Genomic DNA, 25,081 nt, shown 5'->3' with positions numbered 1-25,081 from the left:
CATAAAAGGCGTTTTTGAGTACGATAGTACCTATTTTATTGTGCTTGTAAGGAGCTTGTAATCAAAAATACAGAAAAACAAACTTTTATTATTTAGAAGAAAGGATATAAAAATGAAACGTTTACCTAAATATACGCCTGCGGAAGTACGGAATGATCCATACGGATTTACTTACAAAGAAATGTCGGAAGTTATTGGCGAGAATGAAGCAAAAGCCTTATATGAAGAATTATATAAGCAATTACCACGCAAAAAAAATCTATCAATGTTGGTAAAAAATATTTGCAAAAGCAGTGATACTGAAAAGTATGTTTACGAACTGAAAGACAACAAATACATTGAAACGGTTTTTATCAAGCGGCGAGATGGTGGAACTGTTTGCGTGAGCACACAAGTCGGTTGTCCTGTTGGTTGTATTTTTTGTGAGTCCGGGCGAAATGGCTTTGTTCGTAATCTAACATCGTCAGAAATCGTACAACAGATTATATTGTTGCGTCGAAAAGTAAACCGTATCGTTTTTATGGGTATGGGAGAGCCTTTATTCAATTATGACAACTTGATAAAAGCAATCCATATTCTCCGAGATAGATATGGGCTCAACTTTCCAACCGACGGCATTACCATATCAACAGTTGGTCCGGTCGATCAATTAAAAAAATTGCGCGAGGAACATCTTAAAATTCAGTTGACAATATCTTTACACGCAGCAACACAATCTGCAAGAAATCGTATTATTCCTCACATGCGCATATATGCTATTGAAGATGTTGTTAAGCAAGCCTTATCCTATTCTGAAAGGCATAATCGCAAAATTGTCTTTGCGTATTTGCTTTTACCGGGTATAAATGACCGGCCCTCAGATGTAAGACAACTTGCAAAATGGTTTCGGGGCAAAAAAGTTATGATTAACGTGTTACAATACAACCCAACAAGCAATTCAAGAATTAAAGCACCACAGAAACGGGAAATAGTTGCATTCAAACATCAATTAGAGCAAGCAGGACTTGAAGTTACTATGAGAGTTTCTCATGGCAGAGAGATTAACGCGGCTTGTGGACAGTTAGCTAACACATATAATAAATTCAAAAAAAAATGATTAAAAGTGCCAGACGCATAGACGCAGAGCCGATAACGCATTAGGTCAAAAAACCTATGTGTTATCGGCTTTTTTATTTAATATTGCGCAAAAGCCGCTGTTCCCTATTATAGAATGGATTGCGGGTAGTGTATTAAAGTCGCCCTTTTTTAAGGATACGGCGGTATCGGGGAGGTATCGCCGTGTCCATTTGATATTGTCAAGATTAGTTGACACATTTTTCTCAAGGATATCACTGACTATGCCACCAGCTCCAAAGTCTCATAATACTGCCTACGTTTTACCATGGGAGGAACCCCTCCATTGGCAGAGCAGATCCTCCGGTTATTCCAGTAGCTGAGGAAGTATCTCCAAATGAGTACCTTTAATTCCTCTACCGTCATCTGCTTTGTATCATAACGGTCATAAAGGAGCTCTGTCTTCATTCTGGCCCACATACTCTCGCAGCGTGCATTATCATGGCAGCGCCCTCCCGCACTGTTCATGCTTTGCTGGATATGGTATTTCTGGATAGCTTGACGATAGACTTCGCTGGTATACTGTGTCCCACGGTCACTGTGGATAACAGCACCTTCCAGCGTGGGATAAGCAGTCAGGGCGTTTTCCAGTGTTCGGATACACAAATCTGCTTTCATGTTTGTTTCCATTGCCAGACCGAGGACGCTAAGATCAAAGCAATCGAAAATCGCAGATACATACAGTTTTCCATTGGAAGCCGGGATCTCTGTGATATCTGTAATGCACTTTTCTAATGGGACATCGGAATGGAAATCCCGCTTCAGCAGATCATCCGATTTCATGGCTTCCCGGTCTGCCTTTGTGAGTCCATTCGGTTTTCTCCTTGGCCGATGACTCAGACCGATTTGATCCATAACCCGGTATACAGTCCGCTCACTTGGGATATGGACTCCCTCCGGCTGTTTCAGCAACAGTGCCTGATACATCCGGATCCGTCCGTAAGTATCGTTACATTCGTCCTCGTTGATGATTTCTTTCATGGCATCCGCCAAGTCCTGGTACTTCCAAGGACGGTCTTTATTCGCAAGATATTTATAGAAACCTTGCCGGCTGATACCAAGCATCCGGCAATAAAATGAGATTTTTCCGGTAATCCTGCCGTCCTCTGTTTTCAAAGCCAGAAATATCATTCTCTGGTTTTTGCTGACTTCCGACGGCTGGCGGCGAAAAAAGCGCTGGCTTCCTCCAGAAATTCGTTTTCTTCCTTCAAACGGCGAATTTCTTTATCCTGCTCCTTCACCCGCTTACGCAGCATAGTAATCTCTTCTGACAGGCTCATTGCACTGGCAGGGGTCTGGGAACCTTCCCCGATATCTAACTTACCGGCCCTTACAGCTTTCAGCCAAGTATGGATGGTTCCTTCAGGGATTCCTAATTCTTTAGCAGCCTTAGCGCCACCGATTTCTTTGGCAAGCTTTGCTGCCTGTACTTTGTATTCATGGTCATATTTACGTGCCACTTTGAATACCTCCTTATTCTCATGATTCTATTATGAAATCCTTGAGAATAAACTGTCAACTTTTTTTATACCACACCAATTTTTATTTACTGTAACCCGCCTAATGCTTTGCGGTCAAAAAAAGCTATGCTCCGCAAGCGGGATATTCCGGCTATGAATGTGAACTGTCAATACATTTAGCTACTGCTTACATTTCCTTTGCGCCCGTCCGCGTCTTGCGGACGGGCGCATTTTGCTTTTTTCAACTTTTTTCTGAAAAGCGCACTCAAGAGCCATCTCCCGAACGGGTACGGAGCGAAAGGGGCAGAGAGGACAAGCCCTTAACTCCCGTCCTCTACTCCACGCGGGAAGGAGGTGAACTCTATGGAGCTATCTTCTTCCGACAAGGAAAGAATACAACATCAGTACGACGCATTAGCAAAGAAAACTTTGGTCGGCGAAGCGAAAAGCCACCGCCGCACTCTTGCGAAACGCGCAGCACGCGAAGTTACTTTTTCGGATTTGAGCGAAAGCGAACTCGCGCAGCTTTTCACAACGGACGAATACGAAAGCGATTATTTCCGTTTTCAAGTGTCCGGCTTTGATGTACTCGTCAAAAATGAACTGCTTGCCGAAGCCCTTAACGCTTTGCCCGAAAGGAAACGCGACATTATCCTTTTGTCCTACTTCTTGGATATGAGCGACGCGGAAATTGGCGAACTGCTGAATGTTGTACGCACGACGGTTTTCCGGCACAGGAAATCCGCGCTTGCGAAAATCAAACAGTATTTGGAGGGAAAAGCAGATGATGAATACCGTTAGGAAGTCTGAAAATCTGTTGCCGTTCCCTGTCATTTCCGCAGCGGCAAACGGCGACACAACCGCCATGTGCGCGATCTTGAAGCACTACGAGGGTTACATAGCGAAACTTTGTACCCGCACGCTGAAAGACGACGCGGGCAATACCTATTCCTATGTGGACGAGGAAATGCGTAACAGGCTGCAAGTGCGCCTTATTACCCGCACCCTTGCTTTTCATGTAGGATAATCTTTTAGCCCATGCGGGGAGCGTGTCCCCTTTCCACGCTTCCCGTTATGGGCTATTTGTCGTTCCGCAAAAGCATATCCGCTGTTGATGTGCTTTTGCAGGCCGACAAAGCCTATTGTTCTTTGACAAAGAAAGCGGCCTTTGGTGCGCAGCATAACAGGCAAACGGGTACATTCCGTCTGTACCGAGCCAGTCGGCGGGTACGCCATGACAGCTTTTCCCCTACGGGGAAAAGTCGAGCGACAACTACCGCGCCGTAAAACAGGTTTAGCAGCTTGTGGGCGACGACATACAAGGCGGCACAATGATACTCCCGCGTTGAACACCCTCAAAGTATTGCGCGGCGCACCCATAAGCATGGGCCGGGGTGAAACTCCCGTGAGGTTGCAGCTAACAACCGCCCGTTTCAGCCTTATTTCTCATATCGTACAAGCCGGAGCGCATATTCTGTACTATGCCGCTAACCGGGAGGGAAAGAAGATGATTACCAAGTTACAACTTCAACAAATGAGAAATGTTGATATTACACAGGTTGACCGCAGCACTTTGGTTGATATTCGTAATATCCATATTGACAGTTCTTTGCCAGCAGCAAAAAAAATGCAAAGCTACTTGGAGCAGATCGTCAATCCGTATTGTTTTCTTTGCGGCGATACGCCCGTAAGAATACGGTTTGTCGCAGAGGATAGAACGCTAAAGCAATCATTGTGCGATTACTTTTTAAGTCTGAAATAACCGCCGACTTTCCCTAACTCTATGGGTAAGACCTTGTGATTACGGGGCGAAAATGGTATAATTAACTCGTAATTATAGGGGGAAAGGAGGTATAATGCCCCGCATACGCAAAGACAAAATGGCACGCAGTTATGCAGAGCCGTTTTGGAAAATTGGGCTATACATTCGACTATCCAGAGAGGACGACAACGAGGACGAAAGCGAGAGTGTTATCAACCAAGAAAAGATACTCCGCGACTTTGTAGACAGCTATTTTGAGCCGGGAACCTATGTGATTGTAGACGTGTTTGCCGACGACGGATTGACAGGCACCGACACAGCGCGACCAAACTTCAAACGGCTTGAGGGCTGCATTGTCCGAAAAGAAGTAAACTGCATGATTATCAAATCCCTTGCACGCGGTTTCCGCAACCTTGCCGACCAGCAAAAGTTTTTAGAGGAGTTCATACCCATTAACGGTGCAAGGTTTATTTGCACAGGCACACCATTTATTGACACTTACGCAAATCCCCATTCTGCAAGCGGCCTTGAAGTACCTATTAGGGGAATGTTCAACGAGCAGTTTGCCGCGACCACTTCCGAAGAAATCCGCAAAACATTCAAGATGAAACGGGAGCGCGGCGAGTTCATAGGCGCGTTTGCCCCTTACGGCTACAAGAAAGACCCAAACGACAAAAACAGCTTGATTGTAGATGAAGAAGCAGCGGAGGTTGTCAAAAGCATTTACCATTGGTTTGTCAATGAGGGGTACAGTAAAATGGGGATTGCAAAGCGGCTTAACCAAATGGGAGAGCCGAACCCCGAAGCCTATAAGAAGAAAAAAGGCTTTAAGTATAACAACCCTAATTCCGACAAAAACGATGGTTTGTGGTCTGCCAGCACGATTGTAAGGATATTGCAAAATGAAGTTTATACGGGCGTAATGGTGCAAGGCCGTAATCGCGTAATAAGCTACAAAGTACACAAGCAGATCAACGTCCCCGAAGAAGAATGGTTTGTCGTCCCCAACACACACGAAGCGATTATTGACAGGGAAACATTCGAGAAAGCGCAAGCCCTACATAAGCGCGACACAAGGACAGCCCCCGGCAAACAGGAAGTCTATCTCATGTCCGGCTTTGTCCGTTGCGCGGATTGCAAAAAGGCCATGCGGCGCAAAACCGCCCGCGATATTGCCTACTACTCTTGCCGCAGCTACACCGATAAGAAGATTTGCAGCAAACATTCTATCCGGCAAGACAAGTTGGAAAACGCGGTATTGGCAGCGTTGCAAATGCAAATTGCCCTTGTAGATCGGCTTGCAGAAGAAATTGAACGGATTAACAACGCGCCTGTTATCAACCGGGAAAGCAAGAGATTATCCCATTCCTTGAAACAGGCAGAGAAGCAGCTAAAACAGTACAATGACGCTTCCGATAGCTTGTACCTTGATTGGAAAAGCGGTGAGATTACCAAAGAGGAATACCGCCGCTTGAAAGGCAAGATTGCAGAACAGATACAACAGCTTGAAGCGAACATCTCCTATCTGAAAGAGGAAATGCAGGTAATGGCTGATGGTATCGGAACCGACGACCCGTATCTAACCGCCTTTCTGAAATACAAAAACATTCAGAGCCTTAACCGCGGGATTATGGTTGAACTCGTAAAAGCGGTTTGGGTGCATGAGAACGGGGAAATAACGGTTGACTTCAATTTTGCCGACGAGTACCAGCGAATTATTGATTACATCGAGAATAACCACAACGTTATCCGAGTGATTGAGAACAAGGCAATCTAACGGCTTGCCTATTCAACACAAAGGAAAATCTAATGTTGTGCATAAATAAACGGCTCTACATCACCCATTGGCACGGCTTCAAGCACCCGCGCATCGCGCGCTATAATGCGGAGACTGTGTTTGCCCTGAGCGATAAGGAAAAGGACATCATCCAAAGCCACATGTGGCCGCTGACGCCCACCGATATGCCCCATAGCCGGGAGGCCGCGCTGGTCTGCATGGCGGACAAGATGTCGTCCGGCTACGAGACAGTGCTGGAACGCAAGGCACAGCGAAAGGAAAAACAAGAGAGGTAACGATAATGATCGATCAATATACACGCACCCGCGCCCAGCTGGGCACGCCCGCGCTGGACGCATTGCGCAGCGCCCATGTGGCGGTGTTCGGCATCGGCGGTGTGGGGGGACAGGCCGTTGAGGTGCTGGCGCGCAGCGGGGTAGGGGAGCTGAGCCTCTTTGACAGCGACACGGTGGCGCTCTCCAACCTGAATCGTCAGCTGGTGGCGCTGCACTCAACACTCGGCCTGTACAAGGTGGACGCTATGGCTGCCCGCATCGCGGACATCGACCCCACCCTCACCGTACACCCAAACCGGATGTTTTACAACGCCGAGACCGCCGACAGCGTGGATCTGACGCAGTTTGACTATGTGCTGGACTGCATCGACACAGTCAGCGCCAAGCTGCTGCTGATCCGCCGCTGCAAGGAGGCCGGGGTGCCGATCCTGTGCAGCATGGGGGCCGCCAACAAGCTGGACCCCACGGCCTTTAAGGTCGCCGATATTGAAAAAACAGCGGTGGACCCGCTGGCCAAGGTCATCCGCATCGAGTGCCGCAAGCGCCGCCTTGGCAAGGTCAAGGTCGTTTTTTCGGAGGAACCGCCCCTGCCGCCGCTGGCGGAGGAGACACTCGAGACCCCGGTTGCCGCACGCCGCACCGTGCCCGCCAGCAATGCCTTTGTGCCCGCCGCCTGCGGGCTGGTCTGCGGGTCGGAGGTCGTGAAGGATCTGCTGCGCAAGGCGGGGGTCTATCGCGGTCAAAAATAATTTTTGTGCGCCCTGTTTCAGAAAAACGGGGCGTTTTGCATGAAAAACACTACTTTACGCCCCGGTTCTTCTTGACAATTACACCAAAGCAAAGTAAAATTATATATAGGAAATAAAGAGCCAAACGGCAGGTCTGCCCTGTGCGTGGCTCCTTAAAGGGTGTCGCCCACCGGGAACGCCGCTTTTTTACGATATTCAACGTCGCTTAGACGGTTCTGTGTATATTCTGCGTGTAGGGGCATTGTGCGCCTTTTTGGCCGACCTGCCGCGTTTCTTCCTGTAACAATATCATAACGGAAAAGCGTCCCGCTGCGCCGCATCCTCCTATTTTAATAAGGAGTGAAACCAACTATGTCACCAATTTTGATCGTGGTGCTGGTTCTTGTTGCTGCCGCTGTTGCCGGGGCGCTTGGTTTTTACCTCGGCGGTGAAAACCGCAAGCGCACTGCTGAGGCAAAGATCGGCAGCGCTGAGGACGAAGCCAAGCGCATCGTGAACGATGCTATCAAGGCTGCGGAGCAGAAGCGTAAGGAAACCATCATCGAAGCAAAGGACGAAGCCTTTAAACTCAAGAGCGATGCTGACAAGGAGATCAAGGACCGCCGAGCCGAGATCACCCGTCAGGAGCGCCGCATCGACCAGAAGGAAGAGGCCCTCGACAAGCGCACCACCCAGATGGAGCGCAAGGAGGAGGACCTGAAGCGCCGCACCGAGACTGTCGAGGCTCGTCTGGACGAGCTGGAGCAACTCAAGCTGCGCCAGACCGAAAAGCTGGAAACCATCGCGGCCATGTCCAAGGAGGATGCCCGCGCCGTCCTGCTGAAGCAGGTGGATGACGAGCTGACCCATGAAAAGGCGATGAAGATCAGCGCCTATCAGGCAAACATGAAGGACGAGTGCGACAACCTCGCCCGCGAGCTGATCGGTCAGGCCATTGCCCGCTGTGCGGCCGATGCCACGAGCGAGGCCACCGTCAGCGTTGTGCCGCTGCCCAGTGATGAGATGAAGGGCCGTATCATCGGCCGTGAGGGCCGCAACATCCGCGCGCTGGAGACCGCCACCGGCTGCGATTTGATCATTGATGATACGCCGGAGGCCATCACGCTGTCCAGCTTTGACCAGACCCGCCGCGAGGTTGCCCGCATGGCCCTTGAACGCCTGATCGCTGACGGCCGTATTCATCCCGCCCGCATCGAGGAAACCGTTGACAAGTGCCGCCGCGAGCTGGAGATCCAGATGAAGCGCGAGGGCGACAAGGCTGTTATGGAGCTGGGCGTTCACAGCCTGCACCCCGACCTCGTCAAGCTTATCGGCCGCCTGAAATACCGCACCAGCTTCGGCCAGAATGTCCTGAGCCACTCTCTCGAGGTGGCATGGCTGGCCGGTCTGATGGCCGGCGAGCTGGGCGTCAATGTCCAGCTGGCACGCCGCGCAGGTCTGCTGCATGACATCGGCAAGGCCCTTGACCATGAGATCGAGGGCAGCCATGTCCAGATCGGCGTTGACATCTGCAAAAAGTACCGCGAGAACCCGCAGGTCATCCATGCCATCGAGGCGCACCACGGTGATGTCGAGCCCAAGACCACGCTGGCGTTCATCATCATGGCCGCTGATGCGATCTCGGCCGCGCGTCCCGGCGCCCGCCGCGAGAACATGGAAAGCTATATCAAGCGTCTGGAGACACTGGAGGCCCTCTGCAACGGCTTTGAGGGCGTGGAAAGCTCCTACGCTGTGCAGGCCGGCCGCGAGGTCCGCATCCTTGTCCAGCCGGATAAGGTCGGCGATGACGAGGTCATTCTGCTGGCCCGCAATGTCGCAAAGAAGATCGAGAACGAGCTGGATTACCCCGGCCAGATCAAGGTCAGCGTCATCCGCGAAAGCAGAGCAACCGAGTACGCAAAGTAAGGCTTATAACGAGCAAAACAACAGGCAGACCGTCAGAAATGGCGGTCTGCCTGTTTTGCTATACGATGCGGCAGGGGCCGGGCATGCCCGGCCCGCAGGCTTTCCCGCAAGAGGGTGCTTATTTTACAGTGCCGGGCCGCACATGTGCGGCCCCTACTGCATGGCATCGCAAGGCCCGGCGCAGGTTCTCGGACTTAATCTTCCTGCGGCTGGCGCAATGCACCCGGAAGGGATGAATCCCTCCCCTACAAAATAATAAGCCCCCGGCGTAATACCGTACAGCGGCAGGCGTCGGGGGCTAAACTTATTCTATTACAGATGCAGCACTCGATCCTTGATCTCGGCGGTGCGGCCCTGATTCCAGAACTGGGTGCCGATGTAGCCGCAGGTGCGGCGGGCGACATTCAGCTTGTTCTGGTCGCGGTTGTGGCACTTCGGGCACTCCCACACCAGCTTGCCGTCCTCCTGTACGATCTGGATCTCGCCATCGTAGCCGCAGACCTGACAGTAATCACTCTTGGTGTTCAGCTCGGCGTACATGATGTTCTCATAGATGAACTGCATGACCTTGATGACGGCCTCGAGGTTGTCCTGCATGTTGGGCACCTCCACATAGCTGATGGCACCGCCCGGGGACAGCTTCTGGAACTCGCTCTCAAACTTCAGCTTGGTGAAGGCGTCGATCTTTTCCGTCACATGGACATGGTAGGAGTTCGTGATATAGCTGCGGTCGGTGATGCCGGGCACAATGCCGAAGCGCTTCTGCAGGCACTTGGAGAATTTGTAGGTCGTGGATTCCAACGGCGTGCCGTACAGGCTGAAATCAATGTTGTGCTGGCTCTTCCACTTGGCGCAGGCATCGTTCATATGCTGCATGACATGCAGCGCAAAGGGCTTGGCGGCAGGGTCGGTGTGGCTCTTGCCGGTCATATACTTGCAGCACTCATACAGGCCAGCATAGCCCAGACTGATCGTGGAATAGCCACCGTAGAGCAGCTTGTCGATCGGTTCGCCCTTCTTCAGGCGGGCCAATGCGCCGTACTGCCACAGGATGGGCGCGGCATCGCTCAGCGTGCCTTTCAGGCGGTTGTGGCGGCACATCAGGGCCTTATGGCACAGCTCAAGGCGCTCGTCAAACAGCTGCCAGAACTTGTCAAAATCGCCGCCGCTGGACAGTGCCACATCCACCAGATTGATCGTGACAACGCCCTGATTGAAGCGGCCGTAATACTTGGGCTTGCCGTTCTCGTCCAGATAGGGGGTCAGGAAGCTGCGGCAGCCCATGCAGGTAAAGCAATGGCCCTCGCCGTTGGCATCGACCTTGTACTCCAGCATCTTCTTTTCGCTGATATAGTCGGGCACCATCCGCTTGGCGGTGCACTTGGCGGCCAGCTTGGTCAGGTAGTAGTAGGGCTGGCCCTCATAGATATTGTCATTTTCCAGCACATAGATGAGCTTGGGGAAAGCGGGGGTGATCCAGACGCCGGCCTCATTCTTGACGCCCTGATAGCGCTGGCGGAGCATCTCCTCAATGACGATGGCGAGATCCGACTTCAGGCGCTGATTGTCACCGGCCTCGTTCAGGTACATAAAGACCGTGATGAACGGTGCCTGACCGTTGGTGGTCATCAGCGTGACGACCTGATACTGGATCGTCTGCACGCCGCGCTTGATCTCCTCGCGCAGGCGCTTTTCAACGATCTCGGAGAGCTTCTCCTCGCCGGGGTCGATGCCCAGATCCTGCATCTCTGCCTCGACATCGCGGCGGATCTTCTTGCGGCTGATGTCAACAAAGGGGGCCAGATGAGTCAGGCTGATGCTCTGGCCGCCGTACTGGCTGGACGCGACCTGTGCGATGATCTGGGTTGCGATATTGCAGGCGGTGGAGAAGGAATGCGGCTTCTCGATGAGGGTGCCGGAGATGACGGTGCCGTTCTGCAGCATGTCATCAAGGTTGACCAGATCGCAGTTGTGCATGTGCTGGGCATAGTAGTCGGCATCGTGGAAGTGGATGATGCCCTCCTCATGCGCCTTGACGACCTCCGGCGGCAGCAGCATACGCATCGTCAGGTCCTTGCTGACCTCGCCGGCCATATAATCGCGCTGGACGCTGTTGACGGTCGGGTTTTTGTTGGAGTTCTCCTGCTTGACCTCCTCGTTGTTGCACTCGATCAGCGAGAGGATCTTGTCATCGGTCGTGTTGTGGGTGCGCTTGAGACTCTGGACATAGCGATAGGTGATATAGCGGCGCGCGACCTCGTAGGCACCGGTCGCCATAATGGCGTCCTCCACAAGGTCCTGAATCTCCTCAACATTCATGGCGTGGCTGCGGTTATAGCAGACCTCCTGCACATGGTCGCTGATCTCGATGATCTGCTGCTTCGTCAAGCGCTGGGCTTCGGGTACGACCTTATTTGCCTTTGTGATGGCCGAAATGATTTTGGTAATGTCAAAGACAGCCTCGCTGCCGTTGCGCTTGATGATCTTCATGGTAACTCCTCTTTTTGCAATCTATAGACAGGGTGCGTACAGTACAAATCGTATATCTTGTCAAATCGTACTAAGCCCGCTTTGCGAGCAAGACTATCATACCGCACCGGGCTGCAAAAGTCAATCGGCAAAACCACAATATATAGTGGGCGAAGTGTGAAATTTAACAAAATATTCCGTTTTCATCGTTTCATCGTTCAAAAACAAACATGCCAAAAATCAGGCGAAAATTTTAGCTATTTTGGTTGGTTCTACTCTGGATAACGGTATATCGCATAATATTGGCCTGCCATGCAGAAAGTCCCGCTTGAATTGTACCGGATAAACTGGTATACTGGTTGAGGTTTTGGGGTAGTATGCCCCATTACATACAAGATATTGGGTAACACTGTACAAGGCAGGGCAAGGACAGCCCGCAGGAGAACCGCTATGAATTACGCTACGATCAAATATTGTGACATTGCCAACGGCGAGGGCGTGCGCACCAGCCTGTTTGTATCGGGCTGCCGCCGCCACTGCCCCAACTGCTTCAATGCAGTGGCCTGGGACTTTGGCTACGGTGCGCCCTTCACCAAGGAGGTTCGCAACGAGATCCTTGAAAGTCTGGCCCCCGGCTACATCAACGGCCTGTCGCTGCTGGGCGGCGAGCCGTTTGAGCCGGAGAACCAGCGCGAGCTGCTGCCCTTTGTCAAAAATGTCAAGGTGCTGTACCCGAACAAAACGATCTGGTGCTATACCGGCAACAATCTGGAGCATGAGATCTGGCAGCCCGGCCCCGGCCGCTGTGAGGTCACCGATGAGTTCCTGCAGTATATTGATGTGCTGGTGGACGGCGATTTTGTGCAGGATCAGTATGATATTTCGCTGCGGTTCCGCGGTTCAAGCAACCAGAGGCTGATCGACATGAACAAGACCCGCGCAGCGGGCAGGGTGATCCTGTGGCAGGACGACCCGATCTTTGCCGACCACAGCATGTGACGGCTGCCCATTATTATAAATAAGGAGAAGTATAACCAGATCATGAGCTGTCAGGCAAAATCCAAATCTATGACCGAGGGCCCGCTGGCCAAGCAGATCCTGCTCGTCAGTCTGCCGCTGGCACTGTCCAACCTGCTGCAGATCCTTTTCAACATGTCCGATGTTGCCGTGGTGGGCCGCTTTGCGGGCTCGACCGCACTGGGCGCTGTCGGCTCCACCTCCACCTTTGTCACCCTTTTCACCGGCTTTCTCATCGGCCTGAGCAACGGCGTCAATGTCTTGGTCGCGCGGTACTATGGTGCCCGCCACCCCAAGGATGTCAGCAAGACCGTCCATTCGGCGCTGGTAGTCAGCCTGCTCGCCGGTATTTTGCTGCTGGCCGTGGGGCTGTTCGGCTCCCCCGCGCTGCTGCGGCTGCTCAACACGAAGGAGGATCTGCTGCCCGGCGCGATCCTTTACCTGCGGGTCTATTTTCTGGGCATGCCGGCGCTGGCGCTCTACAACTACGGCAATGCGGTGTTCAGCGCCATCGGCGAGACAAAAAAGCCGCTGGCCTACCTGTCCGTGGCCGGTGTGGTCAACATCCTTCTCAACCTGTTTTTTGTCATCATCTGCAAGCTGGATGTGGCCGGTGTCGCGCTTGCCAGTACGATTGCCCAGTGCCTTTCGGCCGGGCTGATCCTGCACGCCCTCACCAAGGTGGAGGACTGCTATGCGCTGGATCTGCACAGCATCCGGCTCGACCTCGGCACGACAAAGCGTATCCTGATGCTGGGCATACCGGCGGGCCTGCAGAACGCGATCTTTGCCATCGCCAACCTGTTTATTCAGGCGGGCGTCAACTCCTTCGATTCTCTGATGGTCAAGGGCAACTCGGCCGCCGCCAACGCCGATGCGATGATCTATGACGCGATGGCGGCCTTCTATATGGCCTGCGCCAGCTTTATGAGCCAGAACTACGGTGCCGGCAAGCTTGACCGGATGCGGAAAAGCTATTTTATCTCGCTGGCCTACTCCTTCGGCGTGGGCCTTCTGCTGGGCGGCGGGCTACTGCTATTCGGCCGCCAGTTCCTGATGCTCTTCACGACCGAGAGCGCCGTCGTCGATGCCGGTATGAAGCGCATTATGGTCATGGGGCTTGCCTACTGCATCTCCGCCTTTATGGACTGCACGATCGCCGCCTCCCGCGGGCTGGGCAAAACCGTTGGCCCGACCGTCATTGTGATTCTGGGCTCCTGTGTGTTCCGCGTGATCTGGGTCTACACGATCTTTGCGCATTTCCACACGATTCCTTCGCTGTATCTGCTGTACCCCTTCTCCTGGCTGCTGACGGCAGCGGCCGAGATCGTCTACTTCATCTTCAGCTATCGGCAGGCGATCCGCATCTTCCATGAGCAGGAGGCCCTTGCACAGCTGTAAAACCACCAAAAAACAGCGAGCGGCCCGCATGGGGGCCGCTCGCTGTTTTTTTATAGGGCTTACTCCCGGTATTTTTCCATCATCGTCTTGAACAGCTCCGCAGCGCCGGGCGGGAAGATTTTCCCATTCTGCGCAGCCTTTGCAAAATAGCGCCGGGCTTGCTATAATAGGCGCAGAAAAGTCGAAGGTCGGCGGCGGAAATAGGGCCGCGGCCTTCAGAAAGCAAAGGTGAAAGCAATGCAGACCTATACCTATGTCTCGAAAGGGAAATTTGAGCGGCGGGAAAAGCCCAAGCCGGTGCTGCAGGATGCGCGCGATGCCATCGTCAGGGTGATACTGGCGAGCATCTGCTCAAGTGATCTGCACATCAAGCACGGCAGCGTGCCCCGCGCCGTACCGGGCATCACGGTCGGTCATGAGATGGTGGGCATCGTTGAGACTGTCGGCGCTGCGGTGACCCATGTAAAACCGGGGGACCGCGTGACGGTCAATGTTGAGACCTTCTGCGGGGAGTGCTTCTTCTGCAAGAAGGGCTATGTGAACAACTGCACCGACAAAAACGGCGGCTGGGCACTTGGCTGCCGCATTGACGGCGGGCAGGCTGAATATGTGCGGGTCCCGTTTGCCGACACCGGGCTGAACAGGATTCCTGACGGCGTGACCGACCGGCAGGCGCTGCTGGTCGGCGATGTTCTTGCCACCGGTTACTGGGCGGCGCGCATCTCTGAGATCACCGAGGAGGACACCGTCCTCATCATCGGCGCCGGGCCTACGGGAATATGCACCCTGCTCTGCGTTATGCTCAAAAAGCCGCAGCGGATCATCGTCTGCGAAAAGGACCCCGGCCGCATCCGCTTTCTGCAGGAACAGTATCCCGAGGTGCTGACGGTCACACCGGAGGGGTGTGCTGCCTTTGTGCAGGCCAACAGCGCACACGGCGGTGCCGATGTGGTTCTGGAGGTCGCGGGCGCATCCTCCACCTTCCGCCTTGCGTGGGAGTGCGCAAGACCCAACGCCATCGTAACGGTGGTCGCGCTGTATGACACGGCGCAGACCCTGCCGCTGCCGGAGATGTACGGCAAAAACCTGACCTTCAAGACGGGCGGTGTCGATGGCTGCGACTGCGAGGAAACGCTGCGCCTCATCGCAGAGGGCAAGCTGAATACCGAGCCGCTCATCACCCACACTTACCCCCTGAGCAGGATCGAGGAGGCCTACGATCTGTTTGAAAACAAGCGGGACGGTGTGATAAAGGTTGCAGTCGAATGTCAAAGCATTGACTGATGCCGCCGCACCGCAAATCAACAACTGTAAAGGAATGACCGTATGACGAATCAGAAAACCCTTTCCAGCGGCGCAGGCCGCTTTGACATCAGCACAGCGGGCCTGCACATTCTGGCTATGACCCTTATGCTGATGGACCACCTCTGGGCCACACTGCTGCCTGCGCAGGAGTGGCTGACCTGTGCAGGCAGACTGGCTTACCCTATCTTTGCCTTTATGGCGGTGGAGGGGTACTTCCACACCCGCAGCTTCCGGAAATACGCACTGCGGATGCTGGTTTTCGCCGTGCTGTCCGAGGTTCCGTTCAATCTGATGTGCGGCGGGACATGGTTTTACCCGGTACACCAGAATGTGATCTGGACGCTGCTGATGGGCCTTTTGGGGGTGCATCTGCTGGAAACGGTGCGCCGAAAGCAGAACCCCGCTCTGTTTGCGGCGGCCGCAGTCGGCGTTATTCTGGCGGGGGCGGTGCTGGGAATCCTCTGCATGGTCGATTACTACGCTGTCGGCGTGCTGACGGTGTTGGTTTTCTACTTCTTCCGTGGTCGGGCATGGTGGTGCCTGGCAGGGCAGCTGCTCGCACTGTACTGGCTCAATGTCGAGATGCTGGGCGGCCTGATGTACCCTGTGCAGCTGTTCGGCGCTTCGTTTGAGATCTGCCAGCAGGGCTTTGCGCTGCTGGCGCTCGTCCCCATCTGGCTGTATCGCGGGCGGCAGGGATACCACAGCCGGTGGTTCCAATATTTCTGCTATGCGTTTTATCCTGTACACATGCTGGTGCTTGCACTGGCTCTGCAGTTCCTGAACCGCTGACACCCCAAATAAGCAGCAAAAACACCCCTCTCAGCATGAACCGCATCCCGTCAAGCGTACAATGAAATAAAATAAGATTTTGCTGCCAAGAGCACTGCTCTTGGCAGATTTTTTACGCAGCAAATGCCATCTGGTACTTTTCCATTGGCGTAACAACCCCAAGATTGCGCTGTAAAGCACTATACAGAAAAAGGGCTTCCGCCAGCAGATGCGGAAGCCCTTTTTGAGAAGGAGAATAGTGAATATCAGTTTTTCATTTCGGCGCGAATCTTATCGTTGGCCTCCTCGACCTTCATGCGGGAGAGGATAAAGGTAATGATGGCGTCCAGCACAAAGGGAATTACGAGGTACATGAGTTTCAGCATATTGATGCAGGATTCCGGCTGCACAGCCAGCGCCTTATCATAATTGCTGAACGCCAGCAGCCAGCCGGTGATGGCGGTGCCGAGACCGCCGCCCAGCTTGACACCGAGCGAGGTGCAGGAGTACATCGTGCCGTCCACGCGCTTGTGCTTCGTCAGCCAAGTGTACTCGGAGCAGGAGGCGATAACGGCATTCATATCGCCCTGCCACGGGCCCTGACCCAGTGCAGCGATGGCCGTGAAGAGCAGCATCATCTTGACATCGCCGGTGCCAGTATAGCCGGCCACAGCAACGAGCGCACGGGCTACGGTAGCAAGGGCATAGCTGCCGACATTCAGCTTGTACATACCGTGCATCTTGGCAACGAGGGTCGGGGTAAAGACCAGTGCGATGATCAAAGGAATGTTGATGGCCCAAGAGAACACGCCGAACAGGTTCTTGTCGCCAAGGATATGAGCAGTGTAGTAGGTACCCATGCTGATCATGGCACCGTAGATCTGCTGCAAAATGTAGGTAACGCAGATCATCAGGTAGTATTTGTTGGAACCCAGCAGCTTGGCAGCTTCGACAAGACCGTACTTCTCGTCTTTCTCGATTTCGGCTTTATCCGTGGTATCGACAAACTCTTCCTCCGGCAACTCCTTGACGGAGAAAACAGAGAGCGTGTTGACGATCAGACCGATCATGGCATAAACGATAGCCACGGTGCGCCATGCTTCGGCAGTGTCGCCCAGTGCGGAGACAGCCAGCAGCGTGACGGACTGGATGGCAAGGCTGGTGGCGAATGCGAACATGAAGCGGTAGGAACCCATCTCGACTCGCTCGGCGCTGTTCTTGGTGACAAGGGCGGTCAGGGCAGAGTAGGCGATGTTGTTGGCGGTGTAGAACACGGCATTCAGCAGAGTGTAGCAGATTAAGAACCATGCGTACTTGGCAAACTCGCTCATGCCCATGGGGATGGCGAAGATGCCGACCAGTGTGATGGCGCAGCCGATGTAGCCGTAGAGCATCCACGGGCGAGCCTTGCCCAGCTTGGAGTGCGTCTTGTCGATCATCGAGCCAAAGAAGATGTCGGTAATGCCGTCAAACAGCTTGGACACAGCAATCAGCGTGCCGACGATGCCGGGATTCAGGCCGACGGTGTCGGTCAGGTAAATCATAACAAACGAGGAGAGGAACGCATAGACCACGTTGCCTGCAACATCGCCGGAGCCGTATCCGACTTTGTTATACCATTTTAAATAGCGTCTTTCCGTGTTTTCAGACATGAGATTTTCTCCATTCTTTTGTGTAGGGGTTATGCTTTTTCAGGAATCAAACGGATGCTGAAATCGAAGGAAGCGTCGTCAAGGCGGTACTGCTCCGCCAGACGCGGCCCGCAGCTGGCAGAGCCGATGCCGTTCTGTGCATAGTCAAGGCAGAGAACGGTGCTGTCACAGGGATGCAGCTCATAGTTGTGCGCCTTTTCAGTCAACTCTTCCTGCGTGTAGTGCGAGGCGTTGAAGCAGAACGGCTTTGCACCGACAGCGGTAAGCTTGATGCCCGCGCCATCCAGTTGGACATAATCGCAATCATAGTGACTGCCGTTCTCCTGCGGGCGAATGTAGTCCTCGTGCTGCTGCCAGATGGTGGAACTGAAGTAGTCGTGGCTGGCAGCATGGTGCTTGTCGCAGTAGCTTTCCATCGGACCCATGCCGAAGTAACTGACGCGGGCCATTTCTTTTGGCAGGAACAGGCGCAGGCCAAAGCGCGGCAGTTCGGGGAATACCGTGTTGCGCTCAGCGTGCAGTGCCAGCGTTACTGCACCGCTGTTGGAAACCGTCCAGCAGACATCCAAATCAAGGAATTTCTGCAAGCTGATCGGTGCAATGCCGACTTTGGCGCGCAGAGTCACACCGCTGTCCGTCACCTGATACTCGGTGCGGTAGGCATTGGTCATACAGTGGTCATAGCGGGCAGCCAGCCAATCCAGCTTCAGCTTGCGGTCATTGTCCGTAGGAGCACGCCAGATGTTGAACTCCATTTCCTTGTCCAACAGGACTGCATCCTCGTACTGCATCGCGGCGAACAGACCCGTCAGCTTATTAAAGTTGTAGGTGAAGTTCTTGCCGCGCAGCGTCAAATGGCGGTCCGTCTCCTGAACAGTGATTGTGCTGTTGGAAGGGGCATCACTCCACATAGCCAAGGTTTTCTGGTTGCGGCTGTCTTCGTTTTCCAGCAGGATTTCATCAAACCCCAGAAGATGATCTTCCGAACGCAAGGGCAGGTCTTTTTTGCAATGGTAGAAGATTTTCAGGAAACACTTGCCTTTGTCGGGAATATGGACGGCCAACGGCAAGGCGCTTTCGCTGTGCGGCGGCAGGGTGAAACCGTCAGGGTAGGGGATGAAGCCGTTGTCGATGACCTTGCCGTCGCAGCTTACCTGATAGGTTAGTGCGGCATACTCAGTCAAATCAACAAAGTCCATGTAGTTATGCAGCGTGAGCATGCCGGATTCCCGGTCGTACTTCACAACACGCGCCGGGCGATAGATGTTCTTGAACTCCAACAGCCCGGTGTGCGGGCGGCGGTCGGGGTAGACCAGACCGTCCATGCAGAAATTGCCGTCATGCGGCCACTCATTGTGGTCGCCGCCGTAATAATAGATGTCGCGGCCGTCGGGCATCTTCCCTTTATAAATACCGTGGTCGCACCATTCCCACAGGAAACCGCCGACCAAGCCGTCATGGCTCTGAATGAACTGGAAGTAATCCTCCAAATCGCCGGGGCCGTTGCCCATGCAGTGGCTGTACTCGCACATGATATAGGGTTTGTCCGGCTCGTTGTCCAGATATTCCTGAATGCTTTCGAGAGAAGGGTACATATTGCTGAACATATCAATGTTCGAGAAATCATATTTACGGTTCTTGCTGCGGTACTGGGCGCTCTCGTAGTGGGTCAGGCGGCGGGGGTCAAAACTCTTTGTCCATGCCAGCGCTTCTTCGAACGTGCAGCCGTAGGCGCTCTCGTTGCCCATCGACCAGATGATGACGCAGGGACGGTTCTTGTCACGCTCCACGCAGAGGCGGGTGCGGTCTACGGTGGCCTCGGTGAACTCCGGGTTGTCTGCGATGGGCTTGTTCCAGTTTTCAACGTGGTTGGGCCAGCTTTCGTTGCCCTCGCAATAGTATTCGGACGCACCGTGGCTCTCGTTGTCGGCTTCATCAATGACAAAGAAGCCGTACTGGTCGCAGAGCTGGTAGAAGTAAGGCACATCCGGGTAATGGCTGGTGCGGATGGCATTGAAGTTGTGCTTTTTAATCATGAGCAGGTCTTTTTTCGTCTGCTCAAAGCCAACAGCATATCCCGTGACGGGGTCGGATTCGTGGCGGTTTACACCGTGGAACTTGATGGACTGGCCGTTGACATAAATCTGGTTGTTGGCAACATGAACCTCACGGATGCCGACACGGTCCGTAATAGTCTCGTTAGGCGTGTCCAACACAAGGGTATATAAGTAGGGCTGCTCTGCATTCCAGAGTGTCGGGTCAACAACGGTGATTTCTGCATGATAGGGGAATGCCGCATCATCCGGTGCTTCCACGGGCGTTACGCTGCCGACCATCGTGCCGGCTGCATCGTAGAGGGTGATGCGGGTGGCAACGGCGGAATCGTAGTAACGCAGGCGGACAGCAACCTCTGCGGTACTGCCGTGGATGTCGGTGGTGATGAAATAGTCCTCGATGCACTGTTCCGGTCGGTGCAGCAGGTAGACATCACGGAAAATGCCGTTCATGCGGAACATATCCTGATCTTCCATGTAACTGCCATCGCACCATTTCAGCACGAGGACCGCCAGATGGTTGGTGCCGTCCTGCAAAAACTTCGTTACATCGAACTCGCTTGTGGAATGGGCGACCTGACTGTACCCGACAAACTGACCGTTGAGCCAGACGTAGAAGCAGGAGGCAACGCCCTCAAAATTCAGAAATGCGCGCGGGGCAGCGGCATCCTTTTGGTAGGTGAAGTCGTAGAGGTAAGCGCCGCAGGGATTCTCTTTGGGAACATACGGCGGATCAGCGGGAAATGGATAACGGATGTTGGTGTACTGGTGGTGGTCGTAACCGTGGTTCTGCCACACGCTGGGGACCGGGATGCTGTCAAAAGCGGAGGCATCATAGCCGACCTCATAGAAAGCATCCTGCAAGTCATAAATACTGGCGTAGTACCGAAATTTCCAGCTTCCGTTCAAAAGCTGGAAGCGATCCGAGGTCTCGCGGTGCTCGACTAAGGCATCGCTGCGCCGGGATGCCGGAATGTAATAGGCACGATTCGGCATGGTACCCACATGCAGCGTGTGCGGGTCCTCGTAATAGTGCGGAATAATCATCCATTCTCCTCCTGTGATTTATACAGTTCTGCTTGCGTTTCGTCTGAAATTATTATACAATTTCTATATACAATAAAACATAAACGGTATTGCACTAAATATGCACAAAATCAATGGCTTTTTGTAAAGTGAAGGTAAAATGGACGAAGCACCTAGCAATATTCACAAAAACAGGAGGGAATTTTTGTGTACATTAACGCTGGATATCTGAACAATTCCCGTACAGATTTCAAAGACAACTCCACGCCGTTGGTGGTGGGCAGCTGTGGCACCTACCGGCTGAAAACGCGCCCCAAACTACCGACTTACTGGCAGAAAGGGCGCAGGGATTACCAGATTTTATATGTGGCAAACGGCAAGACGCATTTCTGGTTTGACGGCAAGGAAGAAATCGTCAGCGCGGGTCATATGGTGCTTTACAAGCCGGAAGAAATCCAAAAATATGTATATTATCTGGAAGATAACCCGGAAGTTTTCTGGATTCACTTCACAGGCAGTGATGTAAAGAACATACTGGAGTATCACGGCATCTCGCTCGATGAGCATGTGTTCTACTGCGGTGTGCTGCCGGATTACAAGGCGTTGTTCCGCAAAATCATTCAGGAGTTGCAGCTGTGCCGCTATGGGTACGAGGACTATATTGCATCGCTGTTCAACGATATTCTGCTGTTGGTGGACCGCCAACAGCATGAACAGAAAAAAACCACCGGCAACGTCCAAGAGCAAATTGAACGCGCGGCGGCTTACTTCAACGAGAACTATAACACAAAGATCAGCATAGACGATTATGCGGAATCCCTGCACATCAGCACCAACTGGTTTATACACAATTTCAAACAGTACGCAGGTATGTCCCCGGCCCAGTACATCCTCTCCTTGCGCATGGTCAACGCCCAAAGCCTGTTGGAGCGGACGACCTACAACATCAAGGAAATTTCCGAAATCGTAGGGTATGAGAACCCGCTGTATTTCAGCAGGGTGTTTAAGAAAGAGATAGGGAAGTCACCGGCGCAGTATAGGAAAGAAATGATCCCTACTGAGGCAGTATAAGGCGCGAGAGATTATCTGCTAATGAATGAGAGTATTATGATTCCGATACGGCGATTGCATTCTTCGGTGCGTATTTTAAGGTGCAGCAGCTGATCGTTATGACAGTAAACGGCTTGATTCAGGGCTGTTTGCCTATTATGCGGTTTAACTACGGTGCGGGAAACAGAGATAGGCTGCACTCCGCTTTCCGATACGGAACCGCTTTGGTCTCCGGTATGATGATACTGGGAACATTGACCGTCAACTTCTTTCCGGCGCAGCTTTTGGAATTATTTACAGCGTCGGAAGCCATGCGCTCCTTTGGAATATCCGCTATGCGAATCATGGCGGCAAGCTATCTGTTTTGCGGTCTCTCTACCATGATTTCCACCTATTTTCAGGCGACAGAAAAAGTAGGTTCCAGCATAGCGATTCAATTATGCAGACAACTGCTTTTCCTTGTTCCTGCCTTATGGTGTCTGAACAAATTATTCCAACTGAACGGAATCTGGCTTGCATTTCCTGTTGCGGAAACCGCCACTATGCTCATTGCTCTCATAATAATGGCATGGCATCGCCACAAAAATATCTTATAACATGTTCCAATGAGGAGAAATGATGAACGATACCATCCCCGCAGTCTGAACTCCAACGGCGGCTGGAACGTGACGTCCTCGCTGTCGTTCCTGAAGATGCCGATCTTGCAATACAGCAGCGAGATTCGCTCTGCCGTGCTGCTGGTACACGGAGAGAAAGCGCACTCCCGCTATTTCAGCGAGACGGCATACAGCAAGCTGACCGGCGATAACAAGGAATTGCTCATCATATTTTGATTTCGATAAAAGACACCTCCTGTAAACAAAAGCGCCGCTATGCAATCTGCACAGCGGCGTTCTTCATTATAAATATTTCGTATAATTTTGTGTTCCGTGGAAGATTCTGTAAATTTCCACGGCATTTCTTGGCTCATCAATTTTGAAGAGAGCCACATATCTTCCAATCAAGAACTTCCTGTATTCTCTCTGCCGAAGCACCTCGTCGCGGGAGTACCCATAAATTGTAGGAGTCTCTTCCAAACGAAGCAGCACTTCACCAAAATCTTTTACAAACGAACGAATTGCCTGCTGAGAGTCGAACTGTCTCTCAAAGTATCGCAAGATTTCTTGGTAATCATCCTCAGCTGCTGGCAGCAAAATGACATTATAACTCATACTTCTTGCCCGTTTCTTTTAGAATATCAGCAAGAGATCGCCCCATTCCAGCTTCGTGCTGTGCTTCAGCCGTTGCCAGCTTTGCGTATACATCATTCATGATTTGTTGGTGCTCATAGGCTTCCATGCTCATGATAACCATATCACCATAACCGTTTTTGGTTACAAAGATAGGTTCTGCTGTTTCATGACAGCGTTGGGAAATTGCGTTGGTGTTCTTTAAATCACGAATCGGAATAATTTCAGGCATAGTCTCAGCTCCTTTCGTGGCTCTATTATACCACAAAAAAGCCGCGCCTGCAACTCACAATCCCATAATTTCCTTGACGATGCGGTCGCAGCCCTTGATGGCTCCTACCAGCACCAGCAGGTTGAACGCCAGTTCTCCGACATAGGTCCAAACGGCGGTGACAACAGATGCGCTGGTATCCACGGCGGGCGGGCTGGACGAGATGGCGGATAAAATAATGCAGGACAACGCAATCACCATGCCCTGCAAACACACACCCGCATAACTGCGGATGAAGTTTTTACCCACACTGCTTGTAGGCTCACACGCGAATGTAGACAGCGGAATCGGCGCAATAGCGGCGTACATGCCCTTACCATAGACCCCGAAATCCATATCCTTCAGCATAGTAGTTACCTCCGCTTTGTATTGGGGAAGGGAACCGCTCCCTTCGATACTTCTATTATAAATCATTGCCTGTCCTATAATTTGTACTTTGAACACATTGCACGAAATTATACAATTCTCTGCTTTGATACAAACAAGCGCTCTCTGCAAATTCACCTCATCTTGAGGATTTGCAGAGAGCGCCTGTTAAATCTACTGTTTTATCACCCGATAATTTTCATCTTTGGGTCTTCAAGTATTATGAATAAGGGATACAAAGGCAAACTGGGAGTTATCAATTTCCCATATCGATAATTTCTTAGTTTGATGTAAATCGCTGTTTTTTAGTTTTTTATCAAATGAAGTACGTCCCGCCTATTTGGTGAAACGGTACATCTTTAGTTTTTTGATAAATGCTTGACTAAATCCAAAGATGATGGTCTATCAGAGAGACTGTTATATATCTTCAAGTTTAAAAAGATAATTTTCAATAATTTTTCAAAAATCAGAATCGACAATTCATGACAAATCACCCCTGAATCGGGGAACGTTTCTCATAGAAAAGAACTACAAAAAATAAGAAAATAAAAACGGAAAACCATTGTCTGTAGTATAAGTATTTGTTATTATGAAGTAAATAGAGGATATTTTACAAAGTAAAGCTTAATCTAGAGAATCTGCCAGTGGCAGGCCTCTGTAGATACCAAGGTATACAAAAGGAGAATGAAAAAATGAAAAAAGAAGACATGTCCTGTATCGACTGCGCAGTAAAAAACTGCAACAAAATGGATAAAACCTATCCGGATTTCTGTCTGACAACACACATGGATGAAGAAGTTCTAAATGAAGCTATGGAATGCTACAATGAAGACGAGAACCGCAAAGTAACAATCGCTGCAGCTGAAGTAGAGTATGAGAATTACTGCAAACATACCCGTGTCGAAGAAATCATGGATTTTGCAAAGAAGATTAATGCGAAAAAGATCGGGATCGCAACCTGTGTCGGATTGTTGAAAGAAAGCCGTATCCTGGCAGATATCCTGCGCAGACATGGCTTTGAGGTGTATGGTGTCGGCTGTAAAGCCGGAACACAGAAGAAGACATCGGTCGGCATCCCGGAATGCTGCGAAGGTGTCGGTGTGAATATGTGTAATCCAATCCTGCAGGCAAAGCTTCTGAACAAGGCGAAGACGGACCTGAATGTTGTGGTCGGACTTTGTGTGGGGCATGACAGTCTGTTTTACAAATATTCCGAGGCACTGACTACGACAGCAGTGACGAAAGACCGTGTATTGGGGCATAATCCGGTGGCGGCGCTTTATACTGCGGATAGTTATTATTCGAAGTTGAAGAAGAGTGAAGAAGAGTAATATTTCTAATTTGGGCGTTTAAAGATACATAAAGATATCCCATTCAAGCATTTCTCTTTTTATCCAACGAAAAAAAG

The 25,081-nt window shown here is 51.9% G+C and carries 22 protein-coding genes and 2 pseudogenes; 16 read left to right on the top strand and 8 right to left on the bottom strand.

Annotation, left to right across the window (positions count from 1 at the left end):
* Positions 1 to 112 precede the first annotated feature (112 nt).
* Positions 113 to 1,096: a 23S rRNA (adenine(2503)-C(2))-methyltransferase RlmN gene (locus OGM67_07790; GenBank protein UYJ33499.1), complete on the top strand. Its 984-nt coding sequence runs from the start codon at positions 113 to 115 to the stop codon at positions 1,094 to 1,096.
* Between the two features lie 239 nt (positions 1,097 to 1,335).
* On the opposite strand, the gene OGM67_07785 is transcribed toward OGM67_07790, so the two are convergent.
* Together OGM67_07785 and OGM67_07780 are read right to left on the bottom strand one after the other, a co-directional pair.
* Positions 1,336 to 2,244 (bottom strand): IS3 family transposase, encoded by a 909-nt coding sequence (locus OGM67_07785; protein UYJ33498.1) that lies wholly within the window; start codon positions 2,242 to 2,244, stop codon positions 1,336 to 1,338.
* Positions 2,241 to 2,573, bottom strand: a complete 333-nt coding sequence (locus OGM67_07780; GenBank protein ID UYJ33497.1) for a transposase — start codon at positions 2,571 to 2,573, stop codon at positions 2,241 to 2,243. The genes OGM67_07785 and OGM67_07780 overlap by 4 nt, the downstream gene beginning before the upstream one ends.
* A gap of 363 nt (positions 2,574 to 2,936) precedes the next feature.
* Between OGM67_07780 and OGM67_07775 the strand changes: the two genes are divergently transcribed.
* The 7 genes from OGM67_07775 to rny all read left to right on the top strand — a co-directional run bounded on the left by OGM67_07775 (position 2,937) and on the right by rny (position 9,062).
* A complete protein-coding gene (locus OGM67_07775; protein UYJ33496.1) occupies positions 2,937 to 3,374 on the top strand; it encodes a sigma-70 family RNA polymerase sigma factor in 438 nt (145 codons plus the stop codon).
* Complete coding sequence (locus OGM67_07770) at positions 3,358 to 3,600, top strand: helix-turn-helix domain-containing protein (GenBank protein UYJ33495.1); 243 nt, start codon at positions 3,358 to 3,360, stop codon at positions 3,598 to 3,600. Before OGM67_07775 ends, OGM67_07770 begins: the two co-directional genes overlap by 17 nt.
* A gap of 207 nt (positions 3,601 to 3,807) precedes the next feature.
* Positions 3,808 to 4,335, top strand: coding sequence for a hypothetical protein (locus OGM67_07765; GenBank protein UYJ33494.1), 528 nt, complete (start codon positions 3,808 to 3,810; stop codon positions 4,333 to 4,335).
* Between the two features lie 94 nt (positions 4,336 to 4,429).
* A complete protein-coding gene (locus OGM67_07760; GenBank protein ID UYJ33493.1) occupies positions 4,430 to 6,112 on the top strand; it encodes a recombinase family protein in 1,683 nt (560 codons plus the stop codon).
* A gap of 32 nt (positions 6,113 to 6,144) precedes the next feature.
* Positions 6,145 to 6,408 (top strand): hypothetical protein, encoded by a 264-nt coding sequence (locus OGM67_07755; protein ID UYJ33492.1) that lies wholly within the window; start codon positions 6,145 to 6,147, stop codon positions 6,406 to 6,408.
* A 5-nt stretch (positions 6,409 to 6,413) separates the two neighbouring features.
* Positions 6,414 to 7,157 carry a tRNA threonylcarbamoyladenosine dehydratase gene (locus OGM67_07750; GenBank protein ID UYJ33491.1) on the top strand — a complete coding sequence of 248 codons (744 nt, stop codon included), beginning with the start codon at positions 6,414 to 6,416 and terminating at the stop codon, positions 7,155 to 7,157.
* A gap of 351 nt (positions 7,158 to 7,508) precedes the next feature.
* Positions 7,509 to 9,062: a ribonuclease Y gene (gene rny / locus OGM67_07745; GenBank protein ID UYJ33490.1), complete on the top strand. Its 1,554-nt coding sequence runs from the start codon at positions 7,509 to 7,511 to the stop codon at positions 9,060 to 9,062.
* Between the two features lie 312 nt (positions 9,063 to 9,374).
* Here the strand turns inward: rny and nrdD are convergent, their stop codons facing one another.
* Positions 9,375 to 11,552 carry an anaerobic ribonucleoside-triphosphate reductase gene (gene nrdD, locus OGM67_07740; protein UYJ33489.1) on the bottom strand — a complete coding sequence of 726 codons (2,178 nt, stop codon included), beginning with the start codon at positions 11,550 to 11,552 and terminating at the stop codon, positions 9,375 to 9,377.
* Between the two features lie 429 nt (positions 11,553 to 11,981).
* On the opposite strand from nrdD, the gene nrdG reads away from it, so the two are divergent.
* The 4 genes from nrdG to OGM67_07720 all read left to right on the top strand — a co-directional run bounded on the left by nrdG (position 11,982) and on the right by OGM67_07720 (position 16,046).
* Positions 11,982 to 12,530, top strand: a complete 549-nt coding sequence (gene nrdG, locus OGM67_07735) for an anaerobic ribonucleoside-triphosphate reductase activating protein (protein UYJ33488.1) — start codon at positions 11,982 to 11,984, stop codon at positions 12,528 to 12,530.
* A gap of 42 nt (positions 12,531 to 12,572) precedes the next feature.
* Positions 12,573 to 13,949 carry an MATE family efflux transporter gene (locus OGM67_07730; protein ID UYJ33487.1) on the top strand — a complete coding sequence of 459 codons (1,377 nt, stop codon included), beginning with the start codon at positions 12,573 to 12,575 and terminating at the stop codon, positions 13,947 to 13,949.
* 237 nt (positions 13,950 to 14,186) lie between these two features.
* Positions 14,187 to 15,233: an alcohol dehydrogenase gene (locus tag OGM67_07725; protein ID UYJ36208.1), complete on the top strand. Its 1,047-nt coding sequence runs from the start codon at positions 14,187 to 14,189 to the stop codon at positions 15,231 to 15,233.
* A 42-nt stretch (positions 15,234 to 15,275) separates the two neighbouring features.
* Positions 15,276 to 16,046 carry a conjugal transfer protein TraX gene (locus tag OGM67_07720; GenBank protein UYJ33486.1) on the top strand — a complete coding sequence of 257 codons (771 nt, stop codon included), beginning with the start codon at positions 15,276 to 15,278 and terminating at the stop codon, positions 16,044 to 16,046.
* 245 nt (positions 16,047 to 16,291) lie between these two features.
* Here the strand turns inward: OGM67_07720 and OGM67_07715 are convergent, their stop codons facing one another.
* The gene (locus OGM67_07715; GenBank protein ID UYJ33485.1) at positions 16,292 to 17,677 is read right to left on the bottom strand and encodes a glycoside-pentoside-hexuronide (GPH):cation symporter; all 1,386 of its coding nucleotides are present in this window, start codon (positions 17,675 to 17,677) and stop codon (positions 16,292 to 16,294) included.
* Between the two features lie 29 nt (positions 17,678 to 17,706).
* Positions 17,707 to 20,778: a DUF4981 domain-containing protein gene (locus tag OGM67_07710; GenBank protein ID UYJ33484.1), complete on the bottom strand. Its 3,072-nt coding sequence runs from the start codon at positions 20,776 to 20,778 to the stop codon at positions 17,707 to 17,709.
* Positions 20,779 to 20,964: 186 nt separating this feature from the next.
* On the opposite strand from OGM67_07710, the gene OGM67_07705 reads away from it, so the two are divergent.
* The 3 genes and pseudogenes from OGM67_07705 to OGM67_07695 all read left to right on the top strand — a co-directional run bounded on the left by OGM67_07705 (position 20,965) and on the right by OGM67_07695 (position 22,634).
* On the top strand, positions 20,965 to 21,828 hold the full coding sequence (locus OGM67_07705) for an AraC family transcriptional regulator (GenBank protein ID UYJ33483.1): 864 nt from the start codon (positions 20,965 to 20,967) through the stop codon (positions 21,826 to 21,828).
* 80 nt (positions 21,829 to 21,908) lie between these two features.
* Positions 21,909 to 22,403 (top strand): MATE family efflux transporter, encoded by a 495-nt coding sequence (locus OGM67_07700; protein UYJ33482.1) that lies wholly within the window; start codon positions 21,909 to 21,911, stop codon positions 22,401 to 22,403.
* 30 nt (positions 22,404 to 22,433) lie between these two features.
* Positions 22,434 to 22,634, top strand: a pseudogene (locus OGM67_07695) (alpha/beta hydrolase).
* Positions 22,635 to 22,706: 72 nt separating this feature from the next.
* Here OGM67_07695 and OGM67_07690 read toward each other — a convergent pair.
* From OGM67_07690 to OGM67_07680, 3 genes and pseudogenes are all read right to left on the bottom strand, one after another.
* The gene (locus tag OGM67_07690; protein UYJ33481.1) at positions 22,707 to 23,018 is read right to left on the bottom strand and encodes a type II toxin-antitoxin system RelE/ParE family toxin; all 312 of its coding nucleotides are present in this window, start codon (positions 23,016 to 23,018) and stop codon (positions 22,707 to 22,709) included.
* Positions 23,008 to 23,268: a type II toxin-antitoxin system Phd/YefM family antitoxin gene (locus OGM67_07685; protein UYJ33480.1), complete on the bottom strand. Its 261-nt coding sequence runs from the start codon at positions 23,266 to 23,268 to the stop codon at positions 23,008 to 23,010. Before OGM67_07685 ends, OGM67_07690 begins: the two co-directional genes overlap by 11 nt.
* Positions 23,269 to 23,322: 54 nt before the next feature.
* A pseudogene (locus tag OGM67_07680) lies at positions 23,323 to 23,616 on the bottom strand (hypothetical protein).
* 749 nt (positions 23,617 to 24,365) lie between these two features.
* Here OGM67_07680 and OGM67_07675 point away from each other — a divergent pair.
* Entirely contained in the window at positions 24,366 to 25,004 is a 639-nt protein-coding gene (locus OGM67_07675; GenBank protein ID UYJ33479.1) for a DUF1847 domain-containing protein, read from the top strand.
* The last annotated feature ends 77 nt before the right edge of the window (positions 25,005 to 25,081 follow it).

The sequence above is a fragment of the Oscillospiraceae bacterium genome, assembly GCA_025757985.1.
Taxonomy (GTDB): Bacteria; Bacillota; Clostridia; order Oscillospirales; family Ruminococcaceae; genus Gemmiger.
The sequence above is the reverse complement of the archived record's forward strand: the minus strand, read 5'-3'. Positions and strand labels throughout refer to the sequence as shown.